Here is a 26,417-nt window from a genome sequence, read left to right on the forward strand (position 1 = left end):
GCTTCCGCAACCGCAAGAACCAGCGACTCCGCTCACGCTGCGCAACCACCCGGCGGAGTCGACGGGAGGCACACCCCCACTAAATTCGAAGACCCAGTTCACCAGGCCCGCAGCGGTCAGTGCGTCACCGAGTACCCGGCGGTTGGCCTGCGCTTCAGGGCCGACGTTGCCGGCGTCCGTATAACACGCGCCGTCGCTCTCTTCCGGGCTGGCATTCACCCGGGTTCCCATGTCGAGTTCAGACCTTTTGGCTGGGGCCGTCCAATCCTTTGAATCCGGGGGAATTCGCTGCCTCGTTACACCCCACGCGTCTCCAAGATCTGCTCGCACACGTCGCGCATGATCTCCTCGCAGCGTGTCAGCATCTCGCCGTTGAAGACGTCACGCCGGTATGTGGTGACAGACACCACGTGTGCGTGGAGGTTGTGGATGACGTGGTTTCCGCGGAGGCACCCACACCACGAAGGCGGTGCGGACCCATTACCGGCAACACGACCGGGTCGTGATCGTCACCGACGAGCAGTCCGCCCCCTACGGCCCCGGCGGGCCGGCCGAACCGGTCCCGGCCGACATCCCTGTCTACACGTGGAACCTGGCGGGGTACCAGCCCGCCCACGGCCCCACGGGCCCCCACCGGCACACGTTCGGCGGCCTCACGGACGCCGCGTTCCAAATGGTCAGCCTCATCGAGGCCAGCCGCGACGCCTCTTGGCCGTGGACCGCTGAGCCGGCCTGAGGCGACCTGGCCCGCGTGAACGTCATCGGCGCCCCCCGTTGGCGCCCCAGGAGCGTGCGTGTGCAGACGCCGGGCACTGTTGAGCAGTGCTGTGCAGATGTTCGAGATCTCACCGTTGGTACCGACTCTTTGGTGAACGGTGCCGACAAGCGCCACTGTCCGCAGTGACCGTCCTCAACGACGCGAACGCGGTGTTCTTCTCCCCGGACGACCGGTTCGAGGGGTACCGCATCTGCGACTCCGGCAACGGCATCAACGGGCTGGTCGCCGCACAGGCCGGGCCGGGCGACTTCCCCTGCCAGGTGACCGGCGCCTGCGTCAGCATGGAGAGTTACCACCCGAACAACGCCGAGACCGTCCGCTACGCTCTGGCGTTCGAGGACGCCAGAGCAGCGGCGAACCACAGCTAGCAGATCGGAGGGTGGGGCGATGGCCCGGCCGGAACGCGGTCTCGGCTGTGTCACTGCCGCGGTGGCGGTACCGCTGGCCATCGTCCTGGCCCTGCTGGGAATCGGCAGCCTTATAAGCAGCTCCCACCAGCACTCCGCACGCAAGGATCTCGACCGGCGCGCCCGTCGGTACGCGGACGCGCTGGCCGAGTCCTATGCGCAGGGCAGCCACGACGAGTCGGACTTCCGCGCGCTCGCCAAGACGGTGGGCGGCGGACGTCTCGGCATGGTGAGCGCGATACCCGCCGCGACCAGCACCGTGGTCGACTTCCAGGGGAACGAGCACTACTCGACGCCGGGCAACGGCTGGGGGGCGTCCGTCGTCGTCTGCTACCGGGTGGCCCTGGGCCCGTCGATGCCGCATCCCGTACCGCTGGAGACGGTCACCTGCTGAGAGGAACAGGGGGAAGAAAGTGGCTGTGGCACGAGTTCCGTGAAAAGCCGCCCACAGATCTTGACGGTCGGCGATCACGTTGGGTGTCTGTCGCTGATCTCTTGGCTGTCCTGTTGCCCCAGTTCGCGTGCCCGGGGCCGCCGGATGCCAGGAGCGGAGTGTCCGGGCTGCGGGACCTGGTCCGAGCGCGTGCACAGCGGCTACGAGCGGCGGAACACCAATTCTCCGGGGGTTCAACCTGCGGCGGTGGCGGGATGCTCAGGTTGATGTAGCTCAGCGCCGATGTGCTTGAGCTTATCCATCGCAACGCCCCTCGAAGCCCTGGGCGGAATTGCATCAGGAAGGCATGGGCACGACGCAGGAAGGCGGCCTCACCGAGGCCCTCGCAGGGGCTCCGGCACCACCTCCATGGTGACCACGCGCACTCCGACGCCTCGAACTATGGTGTCCCACCACATACGCCCCTGACCTGCACGTTCCTACGGTGTGGCGACACACAAACGTCCCCCGTCGACTGCCAGGAAGTGGTGCCGATGTCCTCCCCCGCGACCGCTCCACCAGCCCCCGCCAGCCTCAAGCGCATCGTCGCCGCGAGCCTCATCGGCACCACCATCGAGTGGTACGACTTCTTCCTGTACGGGTCCGCCGCCGCGCTCGTCTTCAACAAGCTGTTCTTCCCGGACTCCGACCCGCTGGTCGGCACCCTTCTGTCGTTCCTGACGTATGCGGTGGGGTTCGCCGCCCGTCCGCTCGGTGCTCTGGTCTTCGGCCACTACGGTGACCGGCTCGGGCGCAAGAAACTTCTGGTGCTGAGCCTGCTGTTGATGGGCGGGGCCACCTTTGCCATCGGTCTGCTGCCGACGCACGCGACGATCGGCGCCGGCGCCCCCGTGCTGCTCACCACGTTGCGGCTGGTGCAGGGGTTCGCGCTCGGCGGCGAGTGGGGCGGGGCCGTACTGCTCGTGTCGGAGCACGGCGACGCGCGACGGCGTGGCTTCTGGGCCTCCTGGCCGCAGACCGGTGCGCCGGCCGGGCAGCTCCTCGCCACGGGCGTGCTGTCCCTGCTGACCGCCCTGCTCTCCGACGACGCGTTCGGGTCCTGGGGATGGCGTATACCCTTCCTCCTGTCCGGCGTGCTGGTGCTCATCGGTTTGTGGATTCGTCTGTCTGTCGATGAATCACCCGTCTTCCAGCAGGCGTTGGCGCAGGCCGAGGCCCGCAAGGCGGCCAGCGACACCGACGCGGAGAAGCTGCCACTGGTGTCCGTCCTGCGTCACCACTGGCGCGACGTGCTGGTCGCGATGGGCGCGCGGATGGCGGAGAACATCAGCTACTACGTGATCACCGCCTTCATCCTCGTCTACGCCACCACGTCGGCTGGCGTGTCCAAGCAGACGGCTCTGGACGCCGTGCTCATCGCCTCCGCCGTGCACTTCGCCGTCATCCCGGCCTGGGGCGCGCTGTCGGACAGGATCGGCCGCAGGCCCGTCTATCTGCTGGGTGCGGCCGGAGTCGGCCTGTGGATGTTCCCGTTCTTCTCGCTCATCGACACGGGCGGCTTCGGCAACCTCGTCCTCGCGGTCACCGTGGGCCTGGTGCTGCACGGGGCGATGTACGCGCCCCAGGCGGCGTTCTTCTCCGAGATGTTCGCCACCCGCATGCGGTACTCGGGTGCGTCCATCGGCGCCCAGTTCGCCTCCGTGGCGGCCGGTGCCCCGGCCCCGCTCATCGCCACCGCACTGCTGTCGGACTACGGCAGTTCGACGCCGATCGCCCTGTACGTGATCGCGGCGTCCGTGCTGACCCTGATCGCGGTGGGTTTCGCGAAGGAGACACGCCACCGCGATCTGGCCCGTGTGGACGCTCCGGCGGGCACCGGGTCCACGGAAACCCGGCCGGCGGATACCCGCACCGCCTGACCCCCGGTCCCTCCTGCCGGTCCCGGGCGTCCTGGCGCCCGGACCGGTGTGCGTCCGTCTCCCTTCGGCCGGTTCGCATGTCCGGTTCGCTGTCCCGTCCGCCGTGCCGGTCCGCCGTCCCGGGCCGCGGCTGCGGCTCGGGGTCAGCGGCGGGGCATCGATGACAACCGGTGCAGCCGCAGGGCCAGTTGTATCTCCAGGGCACGGGCCGGGCTCTGCCAGTCGTCGCCGAGGAGCCGGCTGACCCGCTCCAGGCGCTGTGCCACCGTGTTCACATGGACGTGCAGTCGGTCCTTGGTGCGGGCCGGGCTCATCCCGGAGTCGAAGTAGGCGTCGAGGGTGCGGACGAGATCGGTGCCGCGGCGGTCGTCGTAGGCGACGACCTGGCCGATCGTGCGCTCGACGTAGCCGAAGATGTCCCTGTCCCCGGCGAGCAGCAGCCCCAGGAAGCCGAAGTCCTCGCCCGCGGCACCGTCGCCCGCCCGTCCCAGCAGGCGCAGGGCCTCCAGGCAGCGCTGCGCCTCCGTGTAGGCCGCGGCCACTCTGTCCGGGCGGGCGGCGAGGTCCTCGAAGGGGGCGGAGGCGCCGACGGTGACCGCCTCGTGGACGGCGGTGCCCAGTTGCCGGGCGGTGCGGCGGGCGAGGTGCGTCGCGGTGCCGCCGCGTTCCAGGGGCAGCAGCAGGACCGTACCGCCGTCGCGGGCGGCGGCGAGCCCGTGACGGGTGGCCGCGAGGTGGGACGCGGCGGACCCGAGGCGGCGGCGGGCGGCCGCCTCCCGATCGGCGTCGGCCGCCGTGCCGTCGAGGCGGGCGACGAGCACCACATGGGTGGCGTCGAGATCGGCGCGCAGCCGCGCGGCCCGCTCGCGCAGGACGCGCGGGTCGCGGTCACGGGCATCGAGGAGATCGTCCAACAGCTCGCCGCGGACGCGTTGTTCGGCCTCCGCCGCCGAACGGCGGGCGAGCAGCAGCAGGGAGGTCACCATCGCGGCGCGCTCCAGGGTGCGCTGGTCGACGGGGTCGAGCCGCGGATGGCCGCGCAGCACCAGCGCGCCGAGCAGTTCGCCGCCGGCCGCCACGGCGGCCACCCAGCCGTCCTCGTGCCGCACGGCATGGCCCTCGGCGCGGGAGGCTTCCAGCGCCGCGGCGGGGGCGGCGTCGGCCTCGGCGAACTCGACCGTGCCGTCGAGGACCTGGGAGACCGCCGCGGCCACGTCATGGACACCCCCGCCACGCAGCACGAGTTCGGCGAGCCGGTCGTGCACGTCCGAGGCCCGCTCGATGACCGCGCTGCGGTCACGGATGATCTCGTTGGCACTCGCCAGCCGGTCGAGGGCCGAGCGGGTCTCGGTAAGCAGGTTCGCGGTGTCGATGGCGGCGGCGGCCAGCGCGGCGAACGAGCCGAGGAGGGCGATCTCCTCCCGCTCGAAGACCCGGGCACGCCGGTCCGCGGCGAACAGCACCCCGATGACCTGGGGGCCGATCATCAGGGGCACGCCGAGGATCGCCACGAGCCCCTCGTCGCGGACGCCGGTGTCGATCGTCCGTGTGTGCTGGAAGCGGCCGTCGTGGAAATAGTCCGGCGTCACATAGGGGCGGGCGGTCTGGGCGACGAGCCCACCGAGGCCCTCGCCCATGCCGAGGCGCAGCTGCTGGAACCGCGCGGCGACCGAGCCCTCGGTGACCCGCATATAGGTGTCGCCGGCGGCCTCGTCGTGCAGGGTCAGATATGCGACGTCGGTGCTCAGTAGCGACCTGGCGCGCTGGACGATCGCCGGGAGGACGGCGTCGAGGTCACGCAGCCCCGCCAGGTCGTGGGCGGTCTCGAAGAGCGCGGACAGCTCCGCCTCCCGGCGGCGTCTGCCCTCCATCTCCGCACGCACGCGCAGCGCGAGCCGCTTCGCCCGGTCGAGGGCGTCGATGTGCTCGGGCGGCAGGCCCTCGGCGCGGGCGAGCAGCACCGGCTGCTCGTAGGCGTCGGCCGACGCGCGCCGGGCCAGGAGCTCCAGGAACGGGGCCTCGGCATGGGTGCCGAGGGGGGCCGTGGACTGTGCGTGATCGCGTGACATGCCCCCAGGATGGCCCACCGCCGGGCCGGGGCCACCGGCCCTGTGGACAACTTCTGGCATGTTCCCGCTCAGTGCGCCGTCCAGCCGCCGTCGAGGACCAGCGACGTACCGGTGATGAAGGAGGCCTCTGGGCTGCAGAGATAGGCCACCGCCTCGGCGACCTCCGCCGGTTCGATGAGCCGTTTGACGGCCGTGTCCTGGAGGAGCACCTCGGTCAGGACGCGCTCCTCGGGGATTCCGTGCGCCCTCGCCTGGTCCACGATCTGCTTCTCCACGAGGGGCGTGCGTACATAGGCGGGGTTGACGCAGTTCGACGTGACGCCGTGGGGGGCGCCTTCCAGAGCCGCGGTCTTGGAGAGCCCCTCGAGGCCGTGTTTGGCGGCGACGTAGGCCGACTTGAAGGCGGAGGCGCGCAGCCCGTGGACCGACGACACGTTGACGATGCGGCCCCAGCCCTGGCCGTACATGTGGGGCAGCGCCCCGCGGATGAGCCGGAACGGCGCTTCGAGCATCACCGTGAGGACGGTGTGGAAGACATCGGGCGGGAACTCCTCCAGGGGCCGCACCAGTTGGAGCCCGGCGTTGTTGACCAGAACATCGGTGCCGACGGCGGCGAGTTCGGCCGCGTCCAGGTCGGTGAGGTCGAGGACGTACGGCTCGACGCCGCCCAGGAGGCCGTCGGCCGCGCCGGCGAGGGCGTCGAGACCGGCGGCGTCCCGGTCGACCGCTCTCACCTTGGCCCCGGCGGCCGCCAGCCGCAGCGCACAGGCGCGGCCGATGCCGCCGGCGGCACCGGTGACGAGGGCGGTGCGTCCGCCGAGATCGAGTGAGGACGCGTGGGGAGCCGACAGGGGGCGGGGCTCGGTCATATGTCGACCCTAGGCTGCGCCCCACCCCCGCCGCATATGGTCAACGCCCACACTTTATAGCGGATTAGTAGGGTCGAACCATGTGGGTGCATCCGACAGTGCCTGCTTGATCCGCAGCAGCGCGAACTCTTTCAGCTCGGGCAGCGCGTCCATCGCGTACCAGCCCACCTCCCGCAGTTCGCCGTCGTGGACACGCGCCTCGCCGCCGATGGCACGGCAGCGGAACGTGATGTCCATGTACTGGCACCGGTCGCCGTTCGCGTACGTCACCGGTGCCAGCGCCTGGACGAGGACGACCTGCTCGGCCACGCACCGCACGGCCGTCTCCTCGTACACCTCGCGCACGGCGCAGGCAGCGGGCTGCTCCCCCGGCTCCGGTATGCCTCCGATCACCGACCACTGTCCGTTGTCGGCCCGGCGCCCCAGCAGCACCCTGCCGTCGTCGTCGAAGACCACGGCGGCCACACCGGGGAGCCAGAGCAGCTGATGACCCGCGGAAGCGCGGATGGTTCTGATGAAGTCGGGAGTAGCCATGGAGCGACCCTATCGGGCCTGTTCGGAGACCTCCGGGTCCCCGAGAGGGACGTCCTGGACAGCGCGGTTGCGGCGACCACGCACCGCCGACGCCGCCGCCCAGCCGAGCCCGCCGACCGCGACGAGCACGAGCAGCACCTCGGGCAGGGAGCCGAGCCGTGTGGCGGGGGTCTCGGAGGAACGCAGCGGCACCTTCTGGACGAGCGAGTCGGCCACGAACATCCCGGTCCGCTGGGTGATCTTCCCGTCCGGCATGATGATCGCGCTGACACCGCTGGTCACCGGCACGGTGACGGTCCGGCTGTGCTCGACCGCGCGCACCCGGGACATGGCGAGCTGCTGGTAGGTCATCTCGCTGCGGTCGAAGGTCGCGTTGTTGCTGGGCACCGAGATCAGCTGGGCGCCGTCCGTGACGGTGGAGCGCACCGTCCAGTCGAAGGCGGCCTCGTAGCAGGTGACGAGCCCGACCTTGGTGCCCGCCATGGTGAACACACCCGGCTTGTGTCCCCTGCTGATGTCCTGGCGCACCATCGACGTCCAGGTCTTGTTGATGGCGCCGACCAGCGGGCGCAGCGGGAGGTACTCGCCGAACGGCTGGATCTGCCGCTTGTCGTAGGTGTCCACGGGACCCTTGTCCGGGTCCCACAGGATCTGCTCGTTGTAGAGTTTGCCGGCCCGTTCGACGACACCGCCCACCGAGATGGGTGCGCCGATCGCGCGGGCGGCGCCGCTGATCACGGCGGCGGCATCGGCGTTGGCGAAGGGGTCGATGTCGGCGGAGTTCTCCGGCCACAGCACCAGATCGGGCCGCGGGGCCTTGCCCGCCCTGACCTTCTCGGCCAGGCGCTCGGTCTCGCGCACGTGGTAGTCGAGAACGGCGCGCCGCTGGGCGTTGAACTCAAGGCCCGCGCGCGGCACATTGCCCTGGATGACGGCGACGGTCGCGGTGCCGTTCTCGGCCGAGTCGCTGACCAGGGAGCGCGCGGCGACGGCGCCCACCACGGGAGCCGCGATGCTCAGCAGGGCCGCGACGGTCGCGCCGCGCCGCAGGACGCCCGCGTTGCGCCGTGCCTCCACGACGACGCGCACGACCTCGCAGAGACCGAAGCCGCACAGCACGACGGCGAAACCGAGCACGGGGGTGCCACCCACCGCCGCGAGCGGCAGGAAGACGCCGTCCGCCTGGCCGAAGGCGATCTTTCCCCAGGGGAAGCCGCCGAAGGGCGCACGCGCGCGTGCCGCCTCTCCCGCGATCCACACGGCGGCCGCCCACACCGGCCAGGCCGGCAGCCGGGAGACGAGCGCGATGCCCGCCCCGACGAGCGCGACGAAGACGGCCTCCACCGCGACGAGCGCGAGCCAGGGGCCGGAACCGACCTCCACGCCGGTCCACACCAACAGCGGGAGCAGAAAGCCGAGGCCGAACAGATAGCCGAGGCCGAGGCCCGCCTTCCAGGTGCGGCCGCGCAGGGTCCAGCCGAAGAACGCGAAGGCCACGAGGGCCAGCCACCACAGGTTCCTGGGCGGAAAACTGACGTAGAGCAGAACTCCGGAAAGCGCCGCTGCGGCGGCCGGAAGGAGGCGCCGTGCCCGGCGGGCACCACGGGGTGCGGGTGCGGCCTGGGGTTCGAGCTGTTCCGGCTCGCCCACGGGAGTTGCGGTGACGGTCACCCGGGGAGTGTACGGGGCGTGACCAGGCCCCGGACAGCGCGGCCCGCACCACACATCGTCACTTTGTCCGCGATTCAAACGTTTCGCTTCACCCTTGTGCGGCGATGTTCCCGCGTAGCTCGTCCCCGAAGTGGCGCTTCACCCATTACGGTGTGCGCGAGCGCCTGACGTGCGGACGGACACGGCCGGGACGGCGGGGCCCGGCTCAGGGGGGGCGGCGGGGTGGGATCCACGGGAACGGAATCCGCGGCCGGGACCGCGGACGCGGACGATGAGAGACGGAACGTTTCGGATGCGTTGGGCGTCCTTGCGCTCGGGGCGTGCGCGGCCTGGTCGCTGATCACGGCCGCCGCACACGACGGGCGGCCCGAGGGCGCTCTGCTCGCGGTGCTGGCGGTCGCCGCCGGCTACTCCTCGGGGCGCATCCTCGGGGCTCTGCTACCGGTCACCGCACCCACCGTCGGCGCCGTCTGCGGCGTCGGGTTCGCGGTCTCCGCACCGCACGCGACACCCGGCCCGCAGTCCCTCGCCCCGCTCGGCTCCACCGGTGCGATCGCCGCACTGTTGACGCTCTCCTCGGGAGCGGTGTGCTGTGCGGCCTGGGCGGCCCGGGACCCGGCGCCCCGGTTCGCGCTCCGTCTGGCGGTCGCGGGGATCGCGGCGGTCGCAGCGGCGCTGGGCTCGACGACGGGCCTGGTGGCGTCCCTCGGCGTGCTGCTGTACTCGCTCGCCGCGGACCGGACACGCCACCGCGCCCGGGTGCTGGCCGCCTTCGCCCTCGTGGTGACCCTGGTGACCGCGGCGAACTGGGCGATGACCGAGAACGTCGCGCGGAGCGGCCCCCTGGCCCTCGTCGAGGACCAGTTCGGCGAGCACCGCCTCCTGCTCTGGCACGACGCGCTCACCCTGGTCCGGGAACATCCGGCGCTCGGTGCGGGGCCCGGACGCTTCGGCGAGCTGAGTCCCGTGTCCGCGCAGTCGCTCCTGCCCAACGGCAAGCCCCATTCCGCACCCCTCCAGCAGGCCGCGGAACAGGGCCTGATCGGGCTGGCACTCCTCGCGGCGGTCTTCTGCTGGTTCCTCCACGCCCTCTGGCGCACACGGAGGCCCACGCCGATCGCCCTCACGGCGGGCGCGACCCTGACGGCGCTGGCGGTGATCGCGTCGGTCGGCGACGCGCTGAGCTTCACCATGGTGACGGTGGGCGCGGGCCTGCTGGCCGGGATCGCGACGGCCCACCCGCTGTCGGGCGGCGAAGGGGCCCAACGGCCGGCCGAGGGGAGCGGACCACCGTCGCGATGACCGCCGTCACACGACCTCGGCGTGGTGCAGGTCACGCAGCGTCGGCGCAGTACACAAGGAGAGCCAGGCGCAGTACACAGGGAGTCAGGGGAGCGGGTGAGGGTCTCCGGTCAGTGGGTGGCGCCCGGCAGGCTCGGGTGCAGCCGGTCCTGGATGGCCCGTACCGCGGACTCGGCGTTGTCCACAGTGATCGTGAACGTGTGCCCGTCCCACAGACGCAGAACGACGCCCTCACCACGCCGTACGACGACGGCCGTGCCCTTCTCGGGCCGCCAGCGATAGCCCCAGCCGCCCCACTGGCGTGGAGTGACCCGGGGCGCGAACTCGGCTCCGGCGACGAGCGAGAGGGGAATGCGGCGACGCGGCAGACCGATGTGGCCGCAGCGCACCTCGAGACTCTCCTTGTCGACCTTCACCGCGACCTGCACGAAGGCGAGCGTGCCGAAGAGGACCAGCAGCCCGGCCGCGATACACCCCACGACGGACATGACCAGCGGGACGATGCCGGACGACCAGGCGGAGTCGACGGCGAGCTCGACACCCAGCGCCAGACAGGCGGCACCGCCGAGCGCCGCGAGCCATTGGGCGCGGTTCGTCGCGCGTCCGGTCCAGATCTCGGACTGCGGAGTCCTGTCACGGTCGAGGCGGTCCCTCATGCCTCGAGAGTACCCATGTTTCGGAGCGCGGGCATTGTGTTGCGCAACGTCACCGGTCCGGATGACGGCTGGGGCACGGGGCCCCTCCTCAGCCGGCCGTGCTGACCGGCTGCAGGAGCTTGCCCTCGTCGTACGCCAGCGCCGCGGCCGGCAGGATACCCTCGCGGCCGCTGAGCAGCACCGTCACACCGGCGCCCGCGGAGGCCTGCGGAGCCACGTCCGCATCGAGGCGGCGCAGTGCCTGCGCGGCGACGGCACCGGCGGAACCATGCAGGACGAGCGGCGGCCGGCCGGGCCGCCGCACGGCGGCGCGGATCCGCTCGGCGACCAGTTCGTAGTGGGTGCAGCCCAGGACCAGGGTCGTCACCTCGGCCGGTGTGCGCGCCGCGGCCGAGGCGATGGCCGCGTCGATCGCCGCGTCGTCCGCCTGCTCCACGGCGTCCGCGAGCCCGGGGCACGCGACCTCGGCGACGTCCACTCCGTCCGCGAACTCCCGGATCAGGCCGCGCTGGTAGGGGCTGCCGGTGGTGGCGGGAGTCGCCCAGATGGCGACCCGTCCCCCGCCCGCCGCGGCCGGCTTGATCGCCGGGACCGTGCCGATGACCGGCAGGCCGGGTTCGAGGAGGGCTCGCAGGGCGGGCAGGGCGTGCACGGACGCGGTGTTGCAGCCGACGATCAGGGCGTCGGGCCGCTGCGCGGCGGCGGCCTCGGCGACGGCCACGGCCCGCCGGGTGAGGTCCTCGGGAGTGCGCGGCCCCCAGGGCATCCCGTCGGGGTCCAGTGAGAGCACGAGATCTGCGTCAGGCCGCAGGCGCCGCACCGCCGCGGCGGCGGGCAGCAGTCCGATTCCGGAGTCCATCAGCGCGATCTTCACCCGGCAACCATAGACGATGAGCAGCGACGGACCGCCGCGTGAGGCAGACTGCGACGGGTGACTGCCCTTGTATGGATCGCCGTCGTGTCACTGGCCTCCTGGTTGTGGCTGCTGGTCGGCCAGGGTTTCTTCTGGCGTACGGATCTGCGGTTGCCGCCGCGCCGGGAGCCGGAGTCGTGGCCGTCGGTCTGTGTCGTCGTACCGGCGCGGGACGAGGCCGCCGTGCTGCCCCACAGCCTTCCGTCGTTGCTCACCCAGGACTACCCCGGGCGGGCCGAGGTGTTCCTCGTCGATGACGGCAGCTCGGACGGCACCGGAGAACTGGCCCGGGCGCTGGCCGAGCGCCACGGCGGACTGCCGCTCACGGTCGGTTCCCCCGGTGAGCCTCCCGCGGGCTGGACGGGAAAACTGTGGGCCGTACGGCACGGAATCACTCTCGCACGCGCGCGTGAGCCCGAGTACCTCCTCCTGACGGACGCCGACATCGCCCATGCGCCCGACAGCCTGCGGGAGTTGGTGGCGGCGGCGCGCACCGGCGGTTTCGATCTGGTGTCGCAGATGGCCCGGCTGCGGGTGGAGAGCGTCTGGGAGCGGCTCGTCGTACCCGCCTTCGTGTATTTCTTCGCACAGTTGTACCCCTTCCGGTGGATCGCGGCGAGGGGATCGCGGACGGCGGCCGCCGCGGGCGGCTGTGTGCTGCTGCGCACCGAGACAGCCGAGCGGGCGCGGATCCCCGACGCCATCCGGCAGGCGGTGATCGACGACGTGGCGCTCGCGCGGACGGTCAAGGCCGGCGGCGGTCACATCTGGCTGGGGCTGGCCGACCGGGTCGACAGCGTGCGTCCGTATCCGAGGCTGCACGACCTGTGGCGGATGGTCTCACGCAGTGCGTACGCGCAACTGCGGCACAGTCCGCTGCTGCTCCTCGGCACGGTGCTCGGGCTCGCTGTCGTCTACCTGATGCCGTCCGTGGCGATCGTGGCGGGACTCGTCAGCGGGAATGTGGCCGCGATGGTCGTCGGCGGGCTCGCGAAGCTGGTGATGACGGCGACGTACATCCCGATGCTGCGTTACTACCGACAGCCGCTGTGGCTCGCGGTGCTGCTGCCGGTCACCGCCTTCCTGTATCTCCTGATGACAGTCGATTCGGCGGTGCAGCACTACCGGGGACGCGGTGCCGCCTGGAAGGGCCGCACCTACGCCCGCCCCGACGCGGCGCTCGACGAAGGGTGAGCGGGCCGCTCCTCGGGGCGGGCGGGCCGGTCACTTCCTGCCGGGGGTCCAGTTCATGCCCCACCCGTAGGCGCGGTCGATCGTGCGCTGGGGGCTCACCCCCCGCTCGGGGACCAGGTAGCGGACCTCCCGCTGGACGACCAGGTCACCGCCGGTGTTGGTGATGAGGGCGAGCGCGCACACGGTCGAGGGCACCGTGCACTCGTCGAGGGTGAACTCGATGGGTGCGCCGTGCTGCGGCCGGAGCGTGACCGTGGCGTGCAGGCCGGCGAAGGAGCGGGCGCCCTCGTAGATGGTGACGAAGACGAGGATGCGTCTGAAGCTCTGTTTGTGGTCGAGGTTGACGGTGAGGTTCTCGCCGCTCTCCACGGCCCCGGTGCGGTCGTCGCCGTCGAGTTGGATGTACGGCGGCCGGTGCAGCGACCCGAAGGCGTTGCCCAGGGCCTGGACCACCCCCTTGCTGCCGTCGGACAGCTCGTAGAGGGCACACAGATCCAGGTCGAGATCCTCCGGCAGGGCCGCCGCCCGGACGCGCTTGCCGCCCCATCCCGAAAACTGTTCGCGCTTCTGCCAGTTGAGGTTCATCCGCAGGGCGCCGGAGACGCCGCCCTGCTTGGTCAGCGAGACCGACGGGGCTTGTTTGGTGAGCGTGACCTTGGTGAGGCGGACCGGCGCGGACGACGGGTTACGGGGCGGGAGCGGCGCGCCGTACGCGTCCGCGGAAGCCGGGGCGGTCTCCGGCAAGGAAGGCGGGGCCGCGGGCGGGATCGGCGCGGTGACCGGCGGCGCGGAGGGCGCGGGCCTGGTGGGCGGCGCGGCGTGCTGCGGCTCGTCCACCGTGATCCCGTAGTCGGTGGCCAGACCCTCGAGTCCGCTGCTGTAGCCCTGTCCGACGGCACGGAACTTCCAGGCGCCCTGACGACGGTAGAGCTCCCCGAGCACGAACGCGGTTTCCACGCTCGCCGTGGGGTCGAAGCGGGCGACCTCCGTGCCCTGCCGGGCGTCGAGCACCCGGATGTACAGGCCGGGCACCTGCCCGAACGTCCCGCCGTCGACGGAGGCGGCGAGCACCACGGTCTCGATCGCGGGCTCCACGCGCGCGAGGTCGACGAGGAGAGTGTCCGTCACCTGGCCGCCCAGGTCCCGCTTGCCCTCATGACGCACCGCGCCGGAGGCGTGGGCCGGCTGGTTGTAGAAGACGAAGTCGCCGTCGGTCCGGACCCTCCCGGAGACCAGCAGCAGCGCCGAGGCGTCCGCGTCGGGGACACCCGGACCGGAACGCCAGCCCAATTCGACGCGCAGGGCCGCCGTCGGCACCTGGAGGTTGGATCCTTTCAGCATTGACATGCCCGCCCCCATCACCTGTCGCTCCGCCCGGAAGGGATCCGGGCGGTCCGTGGCATCCGTCGCGGCCAACCTATTCTCCCGGGCTCCGAACTCCCATCACCGGCGCCGAAGAACGATGGTCAACGACCGGTATCCCGCCCGGAACTCGGTCCTTACCCGATCCAAACCACGAGCGCTGCCCTTTTTTGACAAGTTCGCTCGCATTGGGGATCCCGCGTCACCCCGGGCACGGAAAACAACCCTCTTATCGGTCTCCCCAACCAGTACATCGTGGGCTTAAGTTATGTGTCATGACCTCCCCCCGCTCCACCTATGGCGGCGGTTACTATTCCGCGTCGCCCTTCCCGGACACTCCGATCTACGACAGGCTCGTCGCCGAGCGGGGCACCCCGCAGATCGCCCCGATCCGGGTCCCCTCCGCGTACGAGACTCAGGGCAGCAACCTGCCCGCCCTGCCGTCGGCGCTTCCCGCGCTGCCGGCCGGTCCGTCCCACCAGGCTCCGGCCTACGGCTACCCCCAGGTTCCGCAGCCCGCGCCGGTGCAGCAGGCCCCGACCGCGTACATCCCGCAGCAGACGGGTCCGCGCGGCTACCCGGGCCCCCAGCAGATGCAGCAGCCGCGCCCGATGGCCGTCCCCGCCGGCTACGAGGCGATGCGCCCCGCGGCGCCCCGCCCGGCCCCGGCGCCGTACCAGGACCCGTACAACGACGGGCAGCAGTACCGCGGATACTGATACCCGTCGTGGCGTGAGGCCGTCGGTGCGCGATGGCACGATGGCCTCATGCCCACACCAGGCCTCCACTCGATTCACGTCCACCCGGTCAAGGCACTACGGGGCCGACGGCTCCACGAGGCCGTCGTGGAGCCATGGGGACTGTGCGGGGACCGGCGCTGGGCACTCATCGACGAGACCGGCAAGGTCGTGACCCAACGCGAGCAGCCGCGCCTCGCGCTGGCCGCCGCCGAGCCCCTGCCCGACGGCGGTGTCCGGGTGTCCGCCGCCGGCCGGGAGCCGCTGAGCGTGCCCGTGCCCGAACCGGTCGCCACGACGACCGCGAAGCGGGCGGGAGAGAAGATCGAGACGGTTCCCGCCGCCCCCGGGGCGAGCGAGTGGTTCAGCGCGTATCTCGGTGAGCGGGTAACCCTCGTCCACCTCGACGACCCCGCGCACCGCCGCCCCGTCGGCCCCCCGTACGGGCGCCCGGGCGACACCGTCAGCCTGGCCGACGGCTTTCCGCTGCTGGTCACCACGCTCGCCTCCCTGGACGCCCTCAACTCCCTGATCACGCAGGGAGATCACCCCGACGAGGGTCCGCTGCCGATGAACCGGTTCCGGCCGAATGTCGTCGTGTCCGGCACGGCACCCTGGGCCGAGGACGACTGGGAACGGATCACGATCGGCGAGGTCGAGTTCCGGGTCGCCAAGATGTGCGAGCGCTGTGTCGTGACCACCACAAACCAGGCCACCGCCGAGCGCGGCAAGGAGCCCTTGCGCACCCTCGGCCGCCATCGGCGCATCGCCGGCGGGCTGGTCTTCGGTCAGAATCTGGTGCCGCTGACGCGCGGCACGGTCCGCGTCGGCGATCCGGTCGAGGTCCTCGGCTGAGCCACGCCACAATCCCCGGGCGAGCCGCGCCACGGTCCTCGGGCGAGCGGGACTCCGGGCGGCCTGCCGGCTCCGCTCCCCCGCCCTCCCCCAAGGCCGCTCTTCCCGCCCAACCGCCGGTTCCGCCCGGCCGCTCCCCCGCCCGGCCATCCGCCCCCCACCGGTCCGCATTCCGATCCGGACCGGTGGGGAGGCCTTCGGTCTCACGGGGCCGAGCGGGGTTCACCATGCGTCCCGTGGGTGGGAACCCGGGCAGCGGACACGGTCGTTGAGTGTGCGTGAGACGTTCATGAGGGGCCTGTGAGGCAGAAGAGAGGTGATTTCGCTCTCTCTTCACCGGTTCCACACGCGAACGGGCGGACACGGGGGTTATGACGGAGACGAAAGGGGGTCCGGGACGGTGCGAGCAATCGGCGGCCTGTGGCGCTGGCGGCACAATCCGCTGCGCCGTACGACCGATCTGGTCGAGGCCTGGCTGGCGCTGGTCGCCCTGGTACTGCTCCTCGTGGCCACACCGGTGGCGGGAGCGGTGATCGGGACGATCGCCCAGAACTCCCTGCAGCGGTCCGTGCGGGAGCAGCAGCGCACCCACCACCAGGTGGCGGCCACCGTCGTCCGGCGGCTCAACCGCCCCCCGGCGGAGCCGGAGCCGGAGTCCCCCGTGACAGGGCGGACACAGAGCCGTGTAGTCGCCGCCTGGACCGCCCCCGACGGCACCGCGCGGCACGGCACGGTCCTGACCGACCTCGACTCCCCGCACCCGGGCGACCACTTCGCCCTCTGGACCGACGACCACGGCCGAATAGTGCCCCGCCCGCTGGACGGTGCCACCGCGACGGCCCACGCCGTGCTCGCCGGAACAGGCGCGGCCGCGATGGCTGCGGGGCTGATAGAGGTCGGCCGCCGCCTGATCGTCCGGCGCATGCTCCTGCGCCGGTACGCCCGCTGGCACCAGGCATGGGACAAGGCGGGCCCGGACTGGGGCCGTACCGGGACGGGCAGTTGACGGCCCCGGACTCCGGTCAACCAGCCGCCTCCACGCACGCTACGGTGGAGCGACCGGACTGTTCGGCTGTCCGGCATCCTCGCGAGAACCCGCGTGAGCAGAGGTGGGGGCACAACAGCGCCATGGCACAGGGCACGGTCCAGGTGACGCACGCCGGCACATCGCGGTGGCGGCGCCGCACGGGTGAGTACGCATCGCTCGCCGCCGCCCTGGAGGCCGCGGGCGACGGAGACGTCCTCACCGTCGCTCCCGGCACCTACCGGGAGAACCTCGTCGTACAGCGGGCGGTGACGCTGCGCGGCCCCGAGGGTTCCCCCGGCTCCGTGCGCATCGCGCCGGTGGACGGCGTACCGCTGACCGTGCGGGCCTCCGCCGTGGTCCAGGACCTCCATGTCGAGGGCCAGGACGCGGCCGCGCCCGCCCTGCTCGTGGAGGCCGGCGCCCCGGAGCTGGTCGACGTGCGGATCATGACGCGGTCCGCGGCCGGCATAGAGGTCCGCGGCGGCGCGCGCCCCACGGTCCGCCGCTGCACGGTCGACAACCCGGCCGGCATCGGCATCGCGGTCGTCGACGGCGGTGGCGGGGTGTTCGAGGAGTGCGAGGTCGTGGCGGCCGGCCAGTCCGGCGTCGCGGTCCGCGGCGGCGCCCACCCGCGGCTGGAGCGCTGCCGGGTGCACCACACCTCGGGCGCCGGCCTGTCGGCGACCGGCGAGAACTCCGCCCTGGAGGCGGTCGGTTGCGAGGTGTACGAGGTCCGGGGCTCCGGAGTGCAGGTCACGGGGCGGGCCACCGCGTACCTGACGGACTGCGATGTGCACCGGACCACCGCGGACGGCATCACGCTGGACACCGACGCGGTGCTCACCCTCGCCGACTGCCATATCCACGACATCCCGGAGAACGCGGTCGACCTGCGGTCCCGTTCGGTGCTCACGCTCACCCGCACGACGGTGCGGCAGTTCGGGCGCAACGGCCTGTCGGTGTGGGACCCGGGCACCCGCGTGGACGCCAACCAGTGCGAGATCTCCGACAGCACCGGCGACTATCCGGCGGTGTGGGTCAGTGACGGGGCCACCGCGGTCCTCGAGGCGTGCCGGGTGCACGACGTGCCCGACGCCCTGTTCGTCCTCGACCGCGGTTCACGCGCGGACGTCGTGGACAGCGACCTCACTCAGGTGCGCAACACCGCGGTGTCGGTGAGCGACGGGGCCACCGCGCAGCTGGACGACTGCCGGATCCGGGACGCCGCGACGGGCGCCTGGTTCCGGGACCACGGCAGTGGTGGCACGCTGTCGAACTGCACCGTCGACGGCGTCCAGACGGGCGTGATCGTCACCAAGGGCGCCGATCCCACCATCGAGCGCTGCACGGTGACCTCGCCGTCGGAGGCGGGCTTCTACGTCTCCGCGGGCGGCCGGGGCAGCTTCCTGAACTGCCGGGTCACGGGCAGCGGTGGCTATGGCTTCCATGTGATCGACGGCTGCCGTGCGACGCTGCGGAAGTGCCGCACAGAGCGCTGCGCGCGCGGAGGCTACGAGTTCGCGGACGGCGGCCCCGGCGCGCCCGGTGGCGGCGCCGCGATCGTCGAGGACTGCACGAGCGACGAGAGCGCCGGACTGCGGCCGGTGGTGGCCCAGGAGGCCGCCGTGCAGCCGATGACCCAGTCGGCCGGACTGCTCGGCGCGATTCCCGGCCAGCGCACCACCGAACAGGAGCCCTTCGTCGCCGCCGCCCCGGAACCCGAGAAGCCGGCGCGTACGTCGACGGACGTCCTCGGGGAACTCGACACTCTGGTGGGCCTGGAGAGCGTCAAGCGCGAGGTACGCGCGCTCACCGACATGATCGAGGTGGGGCGCCGCCGGCAGCAGGCGGGCCTCAAGGCGGCCTCTGCGCGGCGGCATCTGGTGTTCACCGGCTCCCCGGGTACCGGCAAGACGACGGTCGCCCGGCTCTACGGCGAGATCTTGGCGTCGCTCGGTGTGCTGGAGAAGGGCCATCTCGTCGAGGTGTCCCGGGTCAACCTGGTCGGCGAGCACATCGGCTCCACCGCCATCCGTACCCAGGAAGCCTTCGACCGGGCGCGCGGCGGCGTGCTGTTCATCGACGAGGCGTACGCGTTGTCCCCGGAGGACTCCGGGCGCGACTTCGGGCGTGAGGCGATCGACACGCTGGTGAAGCTGATGGAGGATCACCGGGAGGCGGTCGTGGTGATCGTCGCGGGCTATACGGCCGAGATGGAGCGCTTCCTCTCCGTCAACCCCGGTGTGGCCTCCCGTTTCTCACGCACCATCACCTTCGGCGACTACGGGCCGGAGGAGCTGCTGCGGATCGTGGAGCAGCAGGCGGAGGAACACGAGTACCGGCTGGACCCGGGAACGGCGGAGGCGCTGCTGAAGTACTTCACGGCGCTCCCCAAGGGACCGACGTTCGGCAATGGGCGTACCGCACGCCAGACCTTCGAGGCGATGGTGGAGCGGCACGCGGGCCGGGTCGCCCAGTTGGCGGAGCCGAGTACGGAGGACCTGAGCCTGCTCTACCCGGAGGACCTGCCGGAACTTCCCTGAGCCGTTCCCCCGAAGCCCTCGTCGCCCGGACCCGAAGCGCCGCCGCCACGTGTGGCCCGGCCCGGCTCTGGCGGCTTGCCGGGGCCCGGGGGTCCGTCCGGCCCGGGCGGGGGACTTCCGGGTTCCCCGCCCGGCTCCGGCGGCGATCCCGCGGGGCGTGGTCCGGGCAGTTTGGGCCGCAGCCGTGCGAGCAGCCGGGCGCGCTCCTCGGCGAACGCCGGGTCCGCCTGGTAGTGCCCGTGTCCGAGAATCGGTGCGGGCAGCGGATGACGGGGCGTGCGGCCGTAGGCGAGCGGGTCCTTGAGCGGTGCCCGGTCCACCTGCGGACCGCGGTCGCCGGGTAGCCGGATCGGCCCGCCGATCGGGTCGGTGAGACGGTGGAGATTGCGCCAGCAGTCCACCTCGCGGTGCAGGGAGCTGAGCGCGGCCGGGCCGAAGTACGCCGGGAACCAGCGCCCGTACAGCCGCTCAAGGGGTGAGCCGTAGGTCAGCAGACCCACCCGACTGCGCACGGAGGGCTTCAGCTGCCAGGCCGCGGCCGCCGCCAGCACGCTCCCCTGAGAGTGGCCGGAGAGCACGATCCGTCCGCCCGTGCGGCGTGTCCAGGTGGCCATCCGCCAGGTCAGGTCGGGTACGGCGCGTTCGGCGTAGCACGGCGGGGCGAAGGGGTGGGCAGCGCGCGGCCAGAAGGTGCCGACGTCCCACAGGATGCCGATGGTGCGGCGTGCGGAGGCGTCCTTGTAGGCGCGGCGGCCCCAGGTGACGAAGACGAGGAAGCCGACACCGATCAGCCAGGAGCCCAGCGTCTGCGCGGTCTCGGCCGCGCCCCGGACGACGGGCTGCGCGGCATGCACGGCCCCTGCCGGTGTGTCGTCGGTGGCGAAGGCACCCACCAGGGCGGCCGCGCCCAGCAGCAGCGTCGTGGCGGACGTGACGCCGACGACGAGCGGGGCCCGGTCGGTGAGCGTGGCCATCGCGCGGGTGCCCGCGATGCGCAGGGTGCGGGCCGTGTCCGTGGGCTCACCCGGGTAATCGCGTTCCACCTCGGCCGCCTCGGCGCGCCGCAGCAGCCAGGTGTGCCGGGCCAGCCGCCCGGCCAGGACCAGCAGGACGAGCAGCAGCGGCGGGATGGTGGACGCCTGCCAGGTGAGCAGGACCGGCGGACCGGCCAGCGAGTGGCCCGTGCCGTCCAGCCAGTCGGCGACCCGCTGGGCCACGCCGCCGGACATCACCCCGCCGAGCGCGCAGGCCAGCAGCGCGACGGCGGGTCCGGCCAGTCCGCGCATCGCGGTGCGCGAGTCGGGGTGGGCGCGGTACAGCAGGAGTGAGACGACGCCGAGCGCGAGAACGAGAAGCAATTGCGCCAGGGTCAGCGCGCCGAACGTCGAGGCGCCCGGTAGCCGCCCCTGCGAACGCCGGCCGGGACGCGACCAGCCGGCGTAGACCATGGCCGCGACGACCAGCGCGAGCGCGCCCGCGGGCAGCAGGCGCACGACGGCGCGGTCGAGTTGCCGGTCGAGCAGGTTCTCGGTGCGCCCCCGTCGGCACACCACCGCCACGACCAGCACCGCGACCGTCGCCAGCGTGGCCTCCAGCAGCAGACCGAGTGAGTGCATCGCGGTCGCGCCGTGGCGGCGGTCCTCGTGTACGGCGGAGCCGGTGAGCGCGGCGGCGACGGTGAGGAGGCTGGCGGCGGTGTGCGCGGCGCGGAGCCGGGCCACGAGGCGGCGTCCGTACCAGAACCCCGGGCGGCCGAGCGCGGGGCGGTGCGGTTCCTCGTCGGGCTCCGGCGGGCGGGGGATCGGCTCCTGGGACTCGTAGGCGCTCCATGTGCGGTGCGACAGGTACCAGAGCAGGCCGGTGAGGGCGGTGGGCACCAGAGCGGCCAGCGCCAGGCGTCGGCCGGGCTGACTCCACCAGCCGGGTTCGGGGCCGGCCGGGGAGAGGAACCCGAGCCAGGCGTGGCGCCGGGCGCAGGCGTGGGTGCCCGCGCACTGCCAGGCCGCGAGGTCCATGGCCACTTCGCAGGCGGCGGCGACCAGCAGCACGGTCAGGGTGAGTCCGATGAGCCGCACGATCAGCCCGTAGAGCCGGACGGCCGTCCGCCGGTCCGTCGTCGTGGGCCGCATCCAGTGGGCCAGGTTGACCACCATGAACGGCAGCAGCAACAGCCACAGGGCACGCGCGGCGTTCCCCGAGGTGAGGTTGCACCAGACGTACGCCTCGGGCACCGGACGGCCGGACCGGTCCCCCGGGTGGCGCTCCACGTCGACGTCGTCTGCACGCCGGTACACGGCCGCCGTGTCGTCGCCGGTGATCCGGACCGTGCGTGTGTCGTCGAGCATCTCCTCGGGCGTGGTGCCGCCGACGCCGTGGACCAGGAGTTCCAGGGACACGGCGGCCTCCGCGGACGCCTGTCCGGCGGCGCCGCGGTCTCCCTCGTGTGTGCGTGCACGTTCCACTGTTTCGTATCCCCCGTGCCGCGTACGGTGTGTCGTCGCAGGCACAGGATCGCCTTCGGCGCGACGGTGCACACGCGTTGTCACGGAATCTCCCCGATATGTGTGACACCGAAGCACGGTGGACGGGTAAGTCCGGGGGTGCGGGCGGTGGCGCCGGTGGTGGCGACCCGTGCGAGGATGAGACCTCCTCGGCGCCGGTGACGGGAGAATGTCCTCGTGGATGCCGGTACGGACGATCTGTCGGGAATTCGAGTGAATTCGGGATGAAGGGGAACGCAGCGGACGTGAGCGAGAATCAGAACCTCCTCGCGGAGCAGCGCCGTGCCCTGATCCTCGACGAGGTGCGACGGCGCGGCGGCGTCCGCGTGAACGAGCTGACCCGCAAGCTCGGTGTCTCCGACATGACGGTCCGCCGCGACCTCGACGCGCTCGCCCGGCAGGGTGTCCTCGAGAAGGTGCACGGCGGTGCGGTGCCGGTGGTGGAGGCGAGCACGCACGAGCCGGGGTTCGAGGCCAAGTCGGGCCTGGAGCTGACGGCCAAGGAGGACATCGCGCGCGCGGCGGCCGAGCTGGTCACGCCGGGCACGGCGATCGCCCTCTCCGGTGGTACGACGACGTACGCGCTGGCCCACCACCTCCTCGACGTGCCCGAGCTGACCGTGGTCACCAACTCGGTGCGGGTCGCGGACGTCTTCCACTCGGCGCAGCGCACCTCGGGCCCGCGGCCGGGTGCCGCCACCGTCGTGCTGACCGGAGGGGTGCGCACCCCGTCCGACTCGCTGGTGGGGCCCGTGGCCGACCAGGCGATCGCTTCCCTCCACTTCGATGTGCTCTTCCTCGGGGTGCACGGCATATCGGTGGAGGCGGGTCTGTCGACGCCGAACCTCGCGGAGGCCGAGACCAACCGGCGGCTCGTGCAGTCGGCGCGGCGCGTCGTGGTGGTCGCCGATCACACCAAGTGGGGCACGGTGGGGCTGAGTTCGTTCGCGGCGCTGGAACAGGTCGACACGCTGGTGACCGACGCGGGGCTGCCGGCCGAGGCGCGCGCGGAGATCTCGGAGCACCTGCGGTTGCTGGTGGCCGGGGAGGCCGGGGACGGTACAGGCATCTGACGGCCTGACAGCCAGGGTGACGTCGTCATCAACCGCGCTGCGTGCGGGGCACCGGTGTCCCCACGAGGAGGTCGTCGTCCATGGCACGCCGTCTGCGCCCGGTGGAGCTCGACTTCACGCGGACCGCTCCCGTGCGGCTGGTGTTCTCCCGGGAGGTCGTGGCGTCCCAGGAGCGGGTCTTCCGGGCCCTCGTGGAGGACGTCCCCGGCTGGAGCGAGTGGTTCACCGCGGTGACCTCGGCCCGCCCGGTCGGCGGGGTCGCCGGGCGCGAGGTGCGCCTCCTGGGCGGCACCCGCTTCCGGGAGACGGTCGTCGCGACCGTGCCGCACGAGGTGTACGCGTACCGGGTCGACGAGACCAACGCGCCCGGGATCCGCGCGCTCCTGGAGGAGTGGCGGCTGACGCCGGCGGGCACGGGCACCCGTGTGCAGCGGACCTTCGCGGCCGACGGCTCGGACGTTCTCCTGTTTCTGGTCAAGCGGGGACGCGGGGGTCTCGGCCGCGCGTTCCGGGGCGCGATGACGGCCCCGGAGCGGTGGCCGGCGGCCGAGGGCGCGGGGCCGGGATCAGCTCGGCCACACCCCGGTCGCCAGAAGTGAGGTGACCGCCGCCGAGTACGGCGCGATGTCGAGCCGCTGCTTGGCGAGCCATTCGTCCGAGTAGTACTTGTCGAGGTAGCGGTCGCCCGGGTCACACAGCAGGGACACCACACTGCCCGTGCGCTCCTCCGCCACCATCTCCGCGACGATCTTCAGCGCGCTCCACAGCCCGGTGCCGGTCGAGCCGCCCGCCCTGCGGCCGATGGCCCCCTCCAGCGCCCGTACCGCGGCGACGGCGGCGGCGTCCGGGACCTTCATCATCCGGTCGATGGCGCCGGGTACGAAGCTGGGTTCCATCCGGGGCCGGCCGATGCCCTCGATCCGTGAGCCGCTCTCACAGGTGACGTCCGGATCGCCTGTGGTCCACCCCGCGAAGAAACACGAGTTCTCCGGATCGGCGACGCAGATACGGGTGTCGTATCCCATGTAGTGCACGTACCGCGCGAGGGTCGCCGAGGTGCCGCCGGTGCCGGCCGTGGCGACGATCCACGCGGGCTCCGGGAACCGCTCCAGTTCCAGCTGACGGAAGATGGATTCGGCGATGTTGTTGTTGCCGCGCCAGTCGGTGGCCCGTTCCGCGTAGGTGAACTGGTCCATGTAGTGGCCGCCGGTCTCCGCCGCGAGGGCGGCCGATGCCTCGTACATCTTCCGGGGGTCGTCCACGAAGTGGCACTGCCCGCCGTGGAACTCGATGAGCCGGCACTTCTCGGCGCTCGTCGTACGGGGCATGACCGCGATGAAGGGCACGCCGATGAGCCCCGCGAAGTACGCCTCGGAGACGGCCGTCGAACCGCTGGACGCCTCGATCACCGGGCGCCCCGGACGGATCCAGCCGTTGCACAGTCCGTACAGGAACAGCGAGCGGGCGAGGCGGTGCTTGAGGCTTCCGGTGGGGTGGGTCGACTCGTCCTTCAGATACAGGTCGATGCCCCAGCGCTCGGGCAGCGGAAAGCGCAGCAGGTGCGTGTCGGCCGAGCGGTTGGCATCGGCCTGCACCTTGCGGACGGCCTCCTTGAGCCACGTGCGGTACTCGGCGTCACTGCGGTCGACGTCGAGCGTCTCGCCGGGGCGGGTGATCTGGGAGGTGCTCACGGCGGGGCTCCTTAGCGGGGTGTTCCGAGGCCGGGTTCACACGCTCGGACGCCCCGCATCATAAACACCTTTCACACGGCTTCTCACCTGCATAAACGCATCTTTGAGCAGCTCAAAGGCGTCCCTTGCGCAGCGACGGAAGACGGTGGGGGCGCATCCGCGCGAGTGCGCCGGTTGCCCGGTGCGCCCCGCATTGTGCACTGGTGCGAGGCGCCGGGTGCGGGCAGACTGCACGACGAGGAACGCCGGTCGGTGCAGCCTGGCGTCACCGGGACATCGGCCTGCGCGGAATCGGTTACTCGGTCATGACCGGACTCGATCAGCGCCATCCGGATCGCGCGCCGCGCGGGATCCGGACAGGATCCGGTACGGACACAGGCGAACGCGCGAGGGGGCGGGGCATCATGGCGGAGCCGGAGTTCACGGCCACGGGTGTGCGGATCGGGAAGAGACTGCGGTCGCTCACCCGGGCCGGGGAGGTCCGGATCAGTGACGGCCGGCTGCGTCTGCTGACCAGTTACGGCAGCGAGATCGACAGCGCGCCGGTGCAGACGGTGCGGGCGTCGAAGCCCTGGTTCGCACCGGAGGACCGTGCCTTGGCGGACCTCAACGGCACCCGCTATTCGCTGACGCTCGGCACCGACGACCCCCCTCCGGGGCAGCCGGGGCCGCCGTCGGCGCGGCGGTTCATCGAGGCAGTGCGTCGGGCGGCCGGGCGGGGCGGCTGAGCGGAGCGCGAGTTGCGGTACGTCACCCCTTGGGTCACGCTGGTCTCACATCACTCTGGGTTTACCGGCGATCACGCTGAAGAACCAGCCGCCGGTACAACAGCGGGCGGCCCCGTACGAAGCCGTACCGCAGCAAGCGGCCGGAGTACTCAGCCGCACAGCAGGCGGCGGGTACACCCAGCCCTCCTGCTGGATCCGATCTCCGTCTTCTTCCGGACCTCAATTCGGGGAGTCGCAGCCGTGATCAGCCAGCCAAGCAGGCACTGCACGGTGGAGCTCCAAGCCCTGCCGTCGCGGATCGGCCAGGTCCGCAGAATCGTATCGGCGCAGTTGCGCTACTGGCACCTCGATCCCTTGATAGACCGGGCGTCCCTGGGTGTGACGGAGCTGCTGACCAACGTCCACCTGCACGTGCAGCCCGACAAGACGTGCACCGTGGAGATGGAACTGCTGCTCGACCGGCTCACCGTCTCGGTGCACGACCACGACCCGCGCCTGCCGGAGCTGCGCGAGCCGGATCCCACCGCCACCAGCGGACGCGGCCTGGCGCTCGTCGCCGCGATCGCCGACAGCTGGGGCGTACGCCCGGACGGCGACTCGGGCAAGGTCGTCTGGTTCGCGCTCCCCGCGCCGTCCCCGGCGCCGGCCGCCCCGGTCCCCGGCCTCGCACCGTACGAGAAGGCCCTCGAGGCTCCACCCCGCGCGCTCGCGGTCGACGAGCGCAGGACGCGACACGCTCCCGCCCGGTCCGCCGTTGCCGGCTGACCGGGCGGTGACCCCTGTCCCGTAGCGGAGGTCCCGCCCGGCGACCGGCGACCGCAGCACTCAGGCCGCGACCCCCTTGCCCGCGCGGCCGAACTGCTCGTCCAGGACGGAGAGTCGGCGCCAGTACTCGTCCTCGTCGATCTCGCCGGAGGCGAAACGGCGGCCGAGCACGGCGATCGGTGAGTCGCCCGTCGGACGGCTGTCCAACCCGCGCCACGGGGCACCGCGGCCGCGCCGGGCGGTGCGGCGGACGACGGTCACGACGCCGAACACCACGGCCGCCCAGATCAGCGGAACGAACAGGATCCAGGGGCCGGGACCGCCGTCGCCATGAGCCAGGGTCTGCATCTCGGTCATCTCCTCGGTGGGTTCTCGGTGATGACTCAAGGCTCGCGCCGGGACGGGTGCCAGGTCGTCGTACGGCCGGCG

General features: G+C 72.0%; 23 protein-coding genes and 2 pseudogenes. 14 read left to right on the top strand and 11 right to left on the bottom strand.

Annotated features, from left to right (window positions below; genetic code table 11):
* Positions 1–326 precede the first annotated feature (326 nt).
* Positions 327–431 (bottom strand): annotated as a pseudogene (locus tag ACWD5Q_RS18560) (transposase); the annotation flags it as partial.
* Between the two features lie 5 nt (positions 432–436).
* Between ACWD5Q_RS18560 and ACWD5Q_RS18565 the strand changes: the two are divergent.
* The 4 genes and pseudogenes from ACWD5Q_RS18565 to ACWD5Q_RS18580 all read left to right on the top strand — a co-directional run.
* Positions 437–736 (top strand): annotated as a pseudogene (locus tag ACWD5Q_RS18565) (TROVE domain-containing protein); the annotation flags it as partial.
* Positions 737–900: 164 nt separating this feature from the next.
* Positions 901–1,146: a hypothetical protein gene (locus ACWD5Q_RS18570; protein WP_451428083.1), complete on the top strand. Its 246-nt coding sequence runs from the start codon at positions 901–903 to the stop codon at positions 1,144–1,146.
* Positions 1,147–1,165: 19 nt separating this feature from the next.
* Positions 1,166–1,579 carry a hypothetical protein gene (locus tag ACWD5Q_RS18575; protein ID WP_451428084.1) on the top strand — a complete coding sequence of 138 codons (414 nt, stop codon included), beginning with the start codon at positions 1,166–1,168 and terminating at the stop codon, positions 1,577–1,579.
* 533 nt (positions 1,580–2,112) lie between these two features.
* Positions 2,113–3,498: an MFS transporter gene (locus ACWD5Q_RS18580; protein ID WP_451428085.1), complete on the top strand. Its 1,386-nt coding sequence runs from the start codon at positions 2,113–2,115 to the stop codon at positions 3,496–3,498.
* A 143-nt stretch (positions 3,499–3,641) separates the two neighbouring features.
* On the opposite strand, the gene ACWD5Q_RS18585 is transcribed toward ACWD5Q_RS18580, so the two are convergent.
* The 4 genes from ACWD5Q_RS18585 to lnt form a co-directional block, all read right to left on the bottom strand.
* On the bottom strand, positions 3,642–5,567 hold the full coding sequence (locus ACWD5Q_RS18585) for a helix-turn-helix domain-containing protein (RefSeq protein ID WP_451428086.1): 1,926 nt from the start codon (positions 5,565–5,567) through the stop codon (positions 3,642–3,644).
* A gap of 68 nt (positions 5,568–5,635) precedes the next feature.
* Positions 5,636–6,436, bottom strand: a complete 801-nt coding sequence (locus ACWD5Q_RS18590) for a 3-hydroxybutyrate dehydrogenase (RefSeq protein ID WP_451428087.1) — start codon at positions 6,434–6,436, stop codon at positions 5,636–5,638.
* Between the two features lie 54 nt (positions 6,437–6,490).
* Complete coding sequence (locus tag ACWD5Q_RS18595; RefSeq protein WP_451428088.1) at positions 6,491–6,970, bottom strand: NUDIX hydrolase; 480 nt, start codon at positions 6,968–6,970, stop codon at positions 6,491–6,493.
* A gap of 9 nt (positions 6,971–6,979) precedes the next feature.
* On the bottom strand, positions 6,980–8,641 hold the full coding sequence (gene lnt / locus ACWD5Q_RS18600) for an apolipoprotein N-acyltransferase (RefSeq protein WP_451428089.1): 1,662 nt from the start codon (positions 8,639–8,641) through the stop codon (positions 6,980–6,982).
* Between the two features lie 297 nt (positions 8,642–8,938).
* Between lnt and ACWD5Q_RS18605 the strand changes: the two genes are divergently transcribed.
* On the top strand, positions 8,939–9,943 hold the full coding sequence (locus tag ACWD5Q_RS18605) for an O-antigen ligase family protein (RefSeq protein ID WP_451428090.1): 1,005 nt from the start codon (positions 8,939–8,941) through the stop codon (positions 9,941–9,943).
* Between the two features lie 110 nt (positions 9,944–10,053).
* Here ACWD5Q_RS18605 and ACWD5Q_RS18610 read toward each other — a convergent pair whose 3' ends face one another.
* Positions 10,054–10,599 carry a hypothetical protein gene (locus ACWD5Q_RS18610; protein WP_451428091.1) on the bottom strand — a complete coding sequence of 182 codons (546 nt, stop codon included), beginning with the start codon at positions 10,597–10,599 and terminating at the stop codon, positions 10,054–10,056.
* A gap of 88 nt (positions 10,600–10,687) precedes the next feature.
* On the bottom strand, positions 10,688–11,473 hold the full coding sequence (locus tag ACWD5Q_RS18615) for a glutamate racemase (RefSeq protein WP_451428092.1): 786 nt from the start codon (positions 11,471–11,473) through the stop codon (positions 10,688–10,690).
* A 57-nt stretch (positions 11,474–11,530) separates the two neighbouring features.
* Between ACWD5Q_RS18615 and ACWD5Q_RS18620 the strand changes: the two genes are divergently transcribed.
* Positions 11,531–12,706 carry a glycosyltransferase gene (locus ACWD5Q_RS18620; protein WP_451428093.1) on the top strand — a complete coding sequence of 392 codons (1,176 nt, stop codon included), beginning with the start codon at positions 11,531–11,533 and terminating at the stop codon, positions 12,704–12,706.
* A 30-nt stretch (positions 12,707–12,736) separates the two neighbouring features.
* Here the strand turns inward: ACWD5Q_RS18620 and ACWD5Q_RS18625 are convergent, their stop codons facing one another.
* A complete protein-coding gene (locus ACWD5Q_RS18625; protein WP_451428158.1) occupies positions 12,737–14,047 on the bottom strand; it encodes a TerD family protein in 1,311 nt (436 codons plus the stop codon).
* A 296-nt stretch (positions 14,048–14,343) separates the two neighbouring features.
* Here ACWD5Q_RS18625 and ACWD5Q_RS18630 point away from each other — a divergent pair, with 296 nt between their 5' ends.
* The 4 genes from ACWD5Q_RS18630 to ACWD5Q_RS18645 all read left to right on the top strand — a co-directional run bounded on the left by ACWD5Q_RS18630 (position 14,344) and on the right by ACWD5Q_RS18645 (position 19,230).
* Positions 14,344–14,787 (top strand): DUF6643 family protein, encoded by a 444-nt coding sequence (locus ACWD5Q_RS18630; protein ID WP_451428094.1) that lies wholly within the window; start codon positions 14,344–14,346, stop codon positions 14,785–14,787.
* Between the two features lie 48 nt (positions 14,788–14,835).
* On the top strand, positions 14,836–15,660 hold the full coding sequence (locus ACWD5Q_RS18635) for an MOSC domain-containing protein (protein WP_451428095.1): 825 nt from the start codon (positions 14,836–14,838) through the stop codon (positions 15,658–15,660).
* Positions 15,661–16,060: 400 nt separating this feature from the next.
* Entirely contained in the window at positions 16,061–16,666 is a 606-nt protein-coding gene (locus ACWD5Q_RS18640) for an Rv1733c family protein (RefSeq protein ID WP_451428096.1), read from the top strand.
* A gap of 122 nt (positions 16,667–16,788) precedes the next feature.
* Positions 16,789–19,230, top strand: coding sequence for a right-handed parallel beta-helix repeat-containing protein (locus ACWD5Q_RS18645; RefSeq protein ID WP_451428097.1), 2,442 nt, complete (start codon positions 16,789–16,791; stop codon positions 19,228–19,230).
* On the opposite strand, the gene ACWD5Q_RS18650 is transcribed toward ACWD5Q_RS18645, so the two are convergent.
* Positions 19,200–21,692, bottom strand: coding sequence for a hypothetical protein (locus ACWD5Q_RS18650; protein ID WP_451428098.1), 2,493 nt, complete (start codon positions 21,690–21,692; stop codon positions 19,200–19,202). The genes ACWD5Q_RS18645 and ACWD5Q_RS18650 overlap by 31 nt on opposite strands.
* 284 nt (positions 21,693–21,976) lie before the next feature.
* Between ACWD5Q_RS18650 and ACWD5Q_RS18655 the strand changes: the two genes are divergently transcribed.
* A complete protein-coding gene (locus tag ACWD5Q_RS18655; RefSeq protein WP_451428099.1) occupies positions 21,977–22,804 on the top strand; it encodes a DeoR/GlpR family DNA-binding transcription regulator in 828 nt (275 codons plus the stop codon).
* A gap of 80 nt (positions 22,805–22,884) precedes the next feature.
* The gene (locus tag ACWD5Q_RS18660) at positions 22,885–23,403 is read left to right on the top strand and encodes an SRPBCC family protein (RefSeq protein WP_451428100.1); all 519 of its coding nucleotides are present in this window, start codon (positions 22,885–22,887) and stop codon (positions 23,401–23,403) included.
* Here ACWD5Q_RS18660 and ACWD5Q_RS18665 read toward each other — a convergent pair.
* A complete protein-coding gene (locus ACWD5Q_RS18665; RefSeq protein WP_451428101.1) occupies positions 23,371–24,495 on the bottom strand; it encodes a PLP-dependent cysteine synthase family protein in 1,125 nt (374 codons plus the stop codon). The two genes, ACWD5Q_RS18660 and ACWD5Q_RS18665, sit on opposite strands and share 33 nt — an antisense overlap.
* A 404-nt stretch (positions 24,496–24,899) precedes the next feature.
* Between ACWD5Q_RS18665 and ACWD5Q_RS18670 the strand changes: the two genes are divergently transcribed.
* Positions 24,900–25,223 carry a hypothetical protein gene (locus ACWD5Q_RS18670; RefSeq protein ID WP_451428102.1) on the top strand — a complete coding sequence of 108 codons (324 nt, stop codon included), beginning with the start codon at positions 24,900–24,902 and terminating at the stop codon, positions 25,221–25,223.
* Between the two features lie 240 nt (positions 25,224–25,463).
* Entirely contained in the window at positions 25,464–25,988 is a 525-nt protein-coding gene (locus tag ACWD5Q_RS18675) for an ATP-binding protein (protein ID WP_451428103.1), read from the top strand.
* Positions 25,989–26,048: 60 nt separating this feature from the next.
* Here the strand turns inward: ACWD5Q_RS18675 and ACWD5Q_RS18680 are convergent, their stop codons facing one another.
* Positions 26,049–26,336, bottom strand: a complete 288-nt coding sequence (locus tag ACWD5Q_RS18680; RefSeq protein ID WP_451428159.1) for an SHOCT domain-containing protein — start codon at positions 26,334–26,336, stop codon at positions 26,049–26,051.
* Positions 26,337–26,417: the final 81 nt, after the last annotated feature.

Source organism: Streptomyces sp. NPDC002513, from assembly GCF_053595355.1.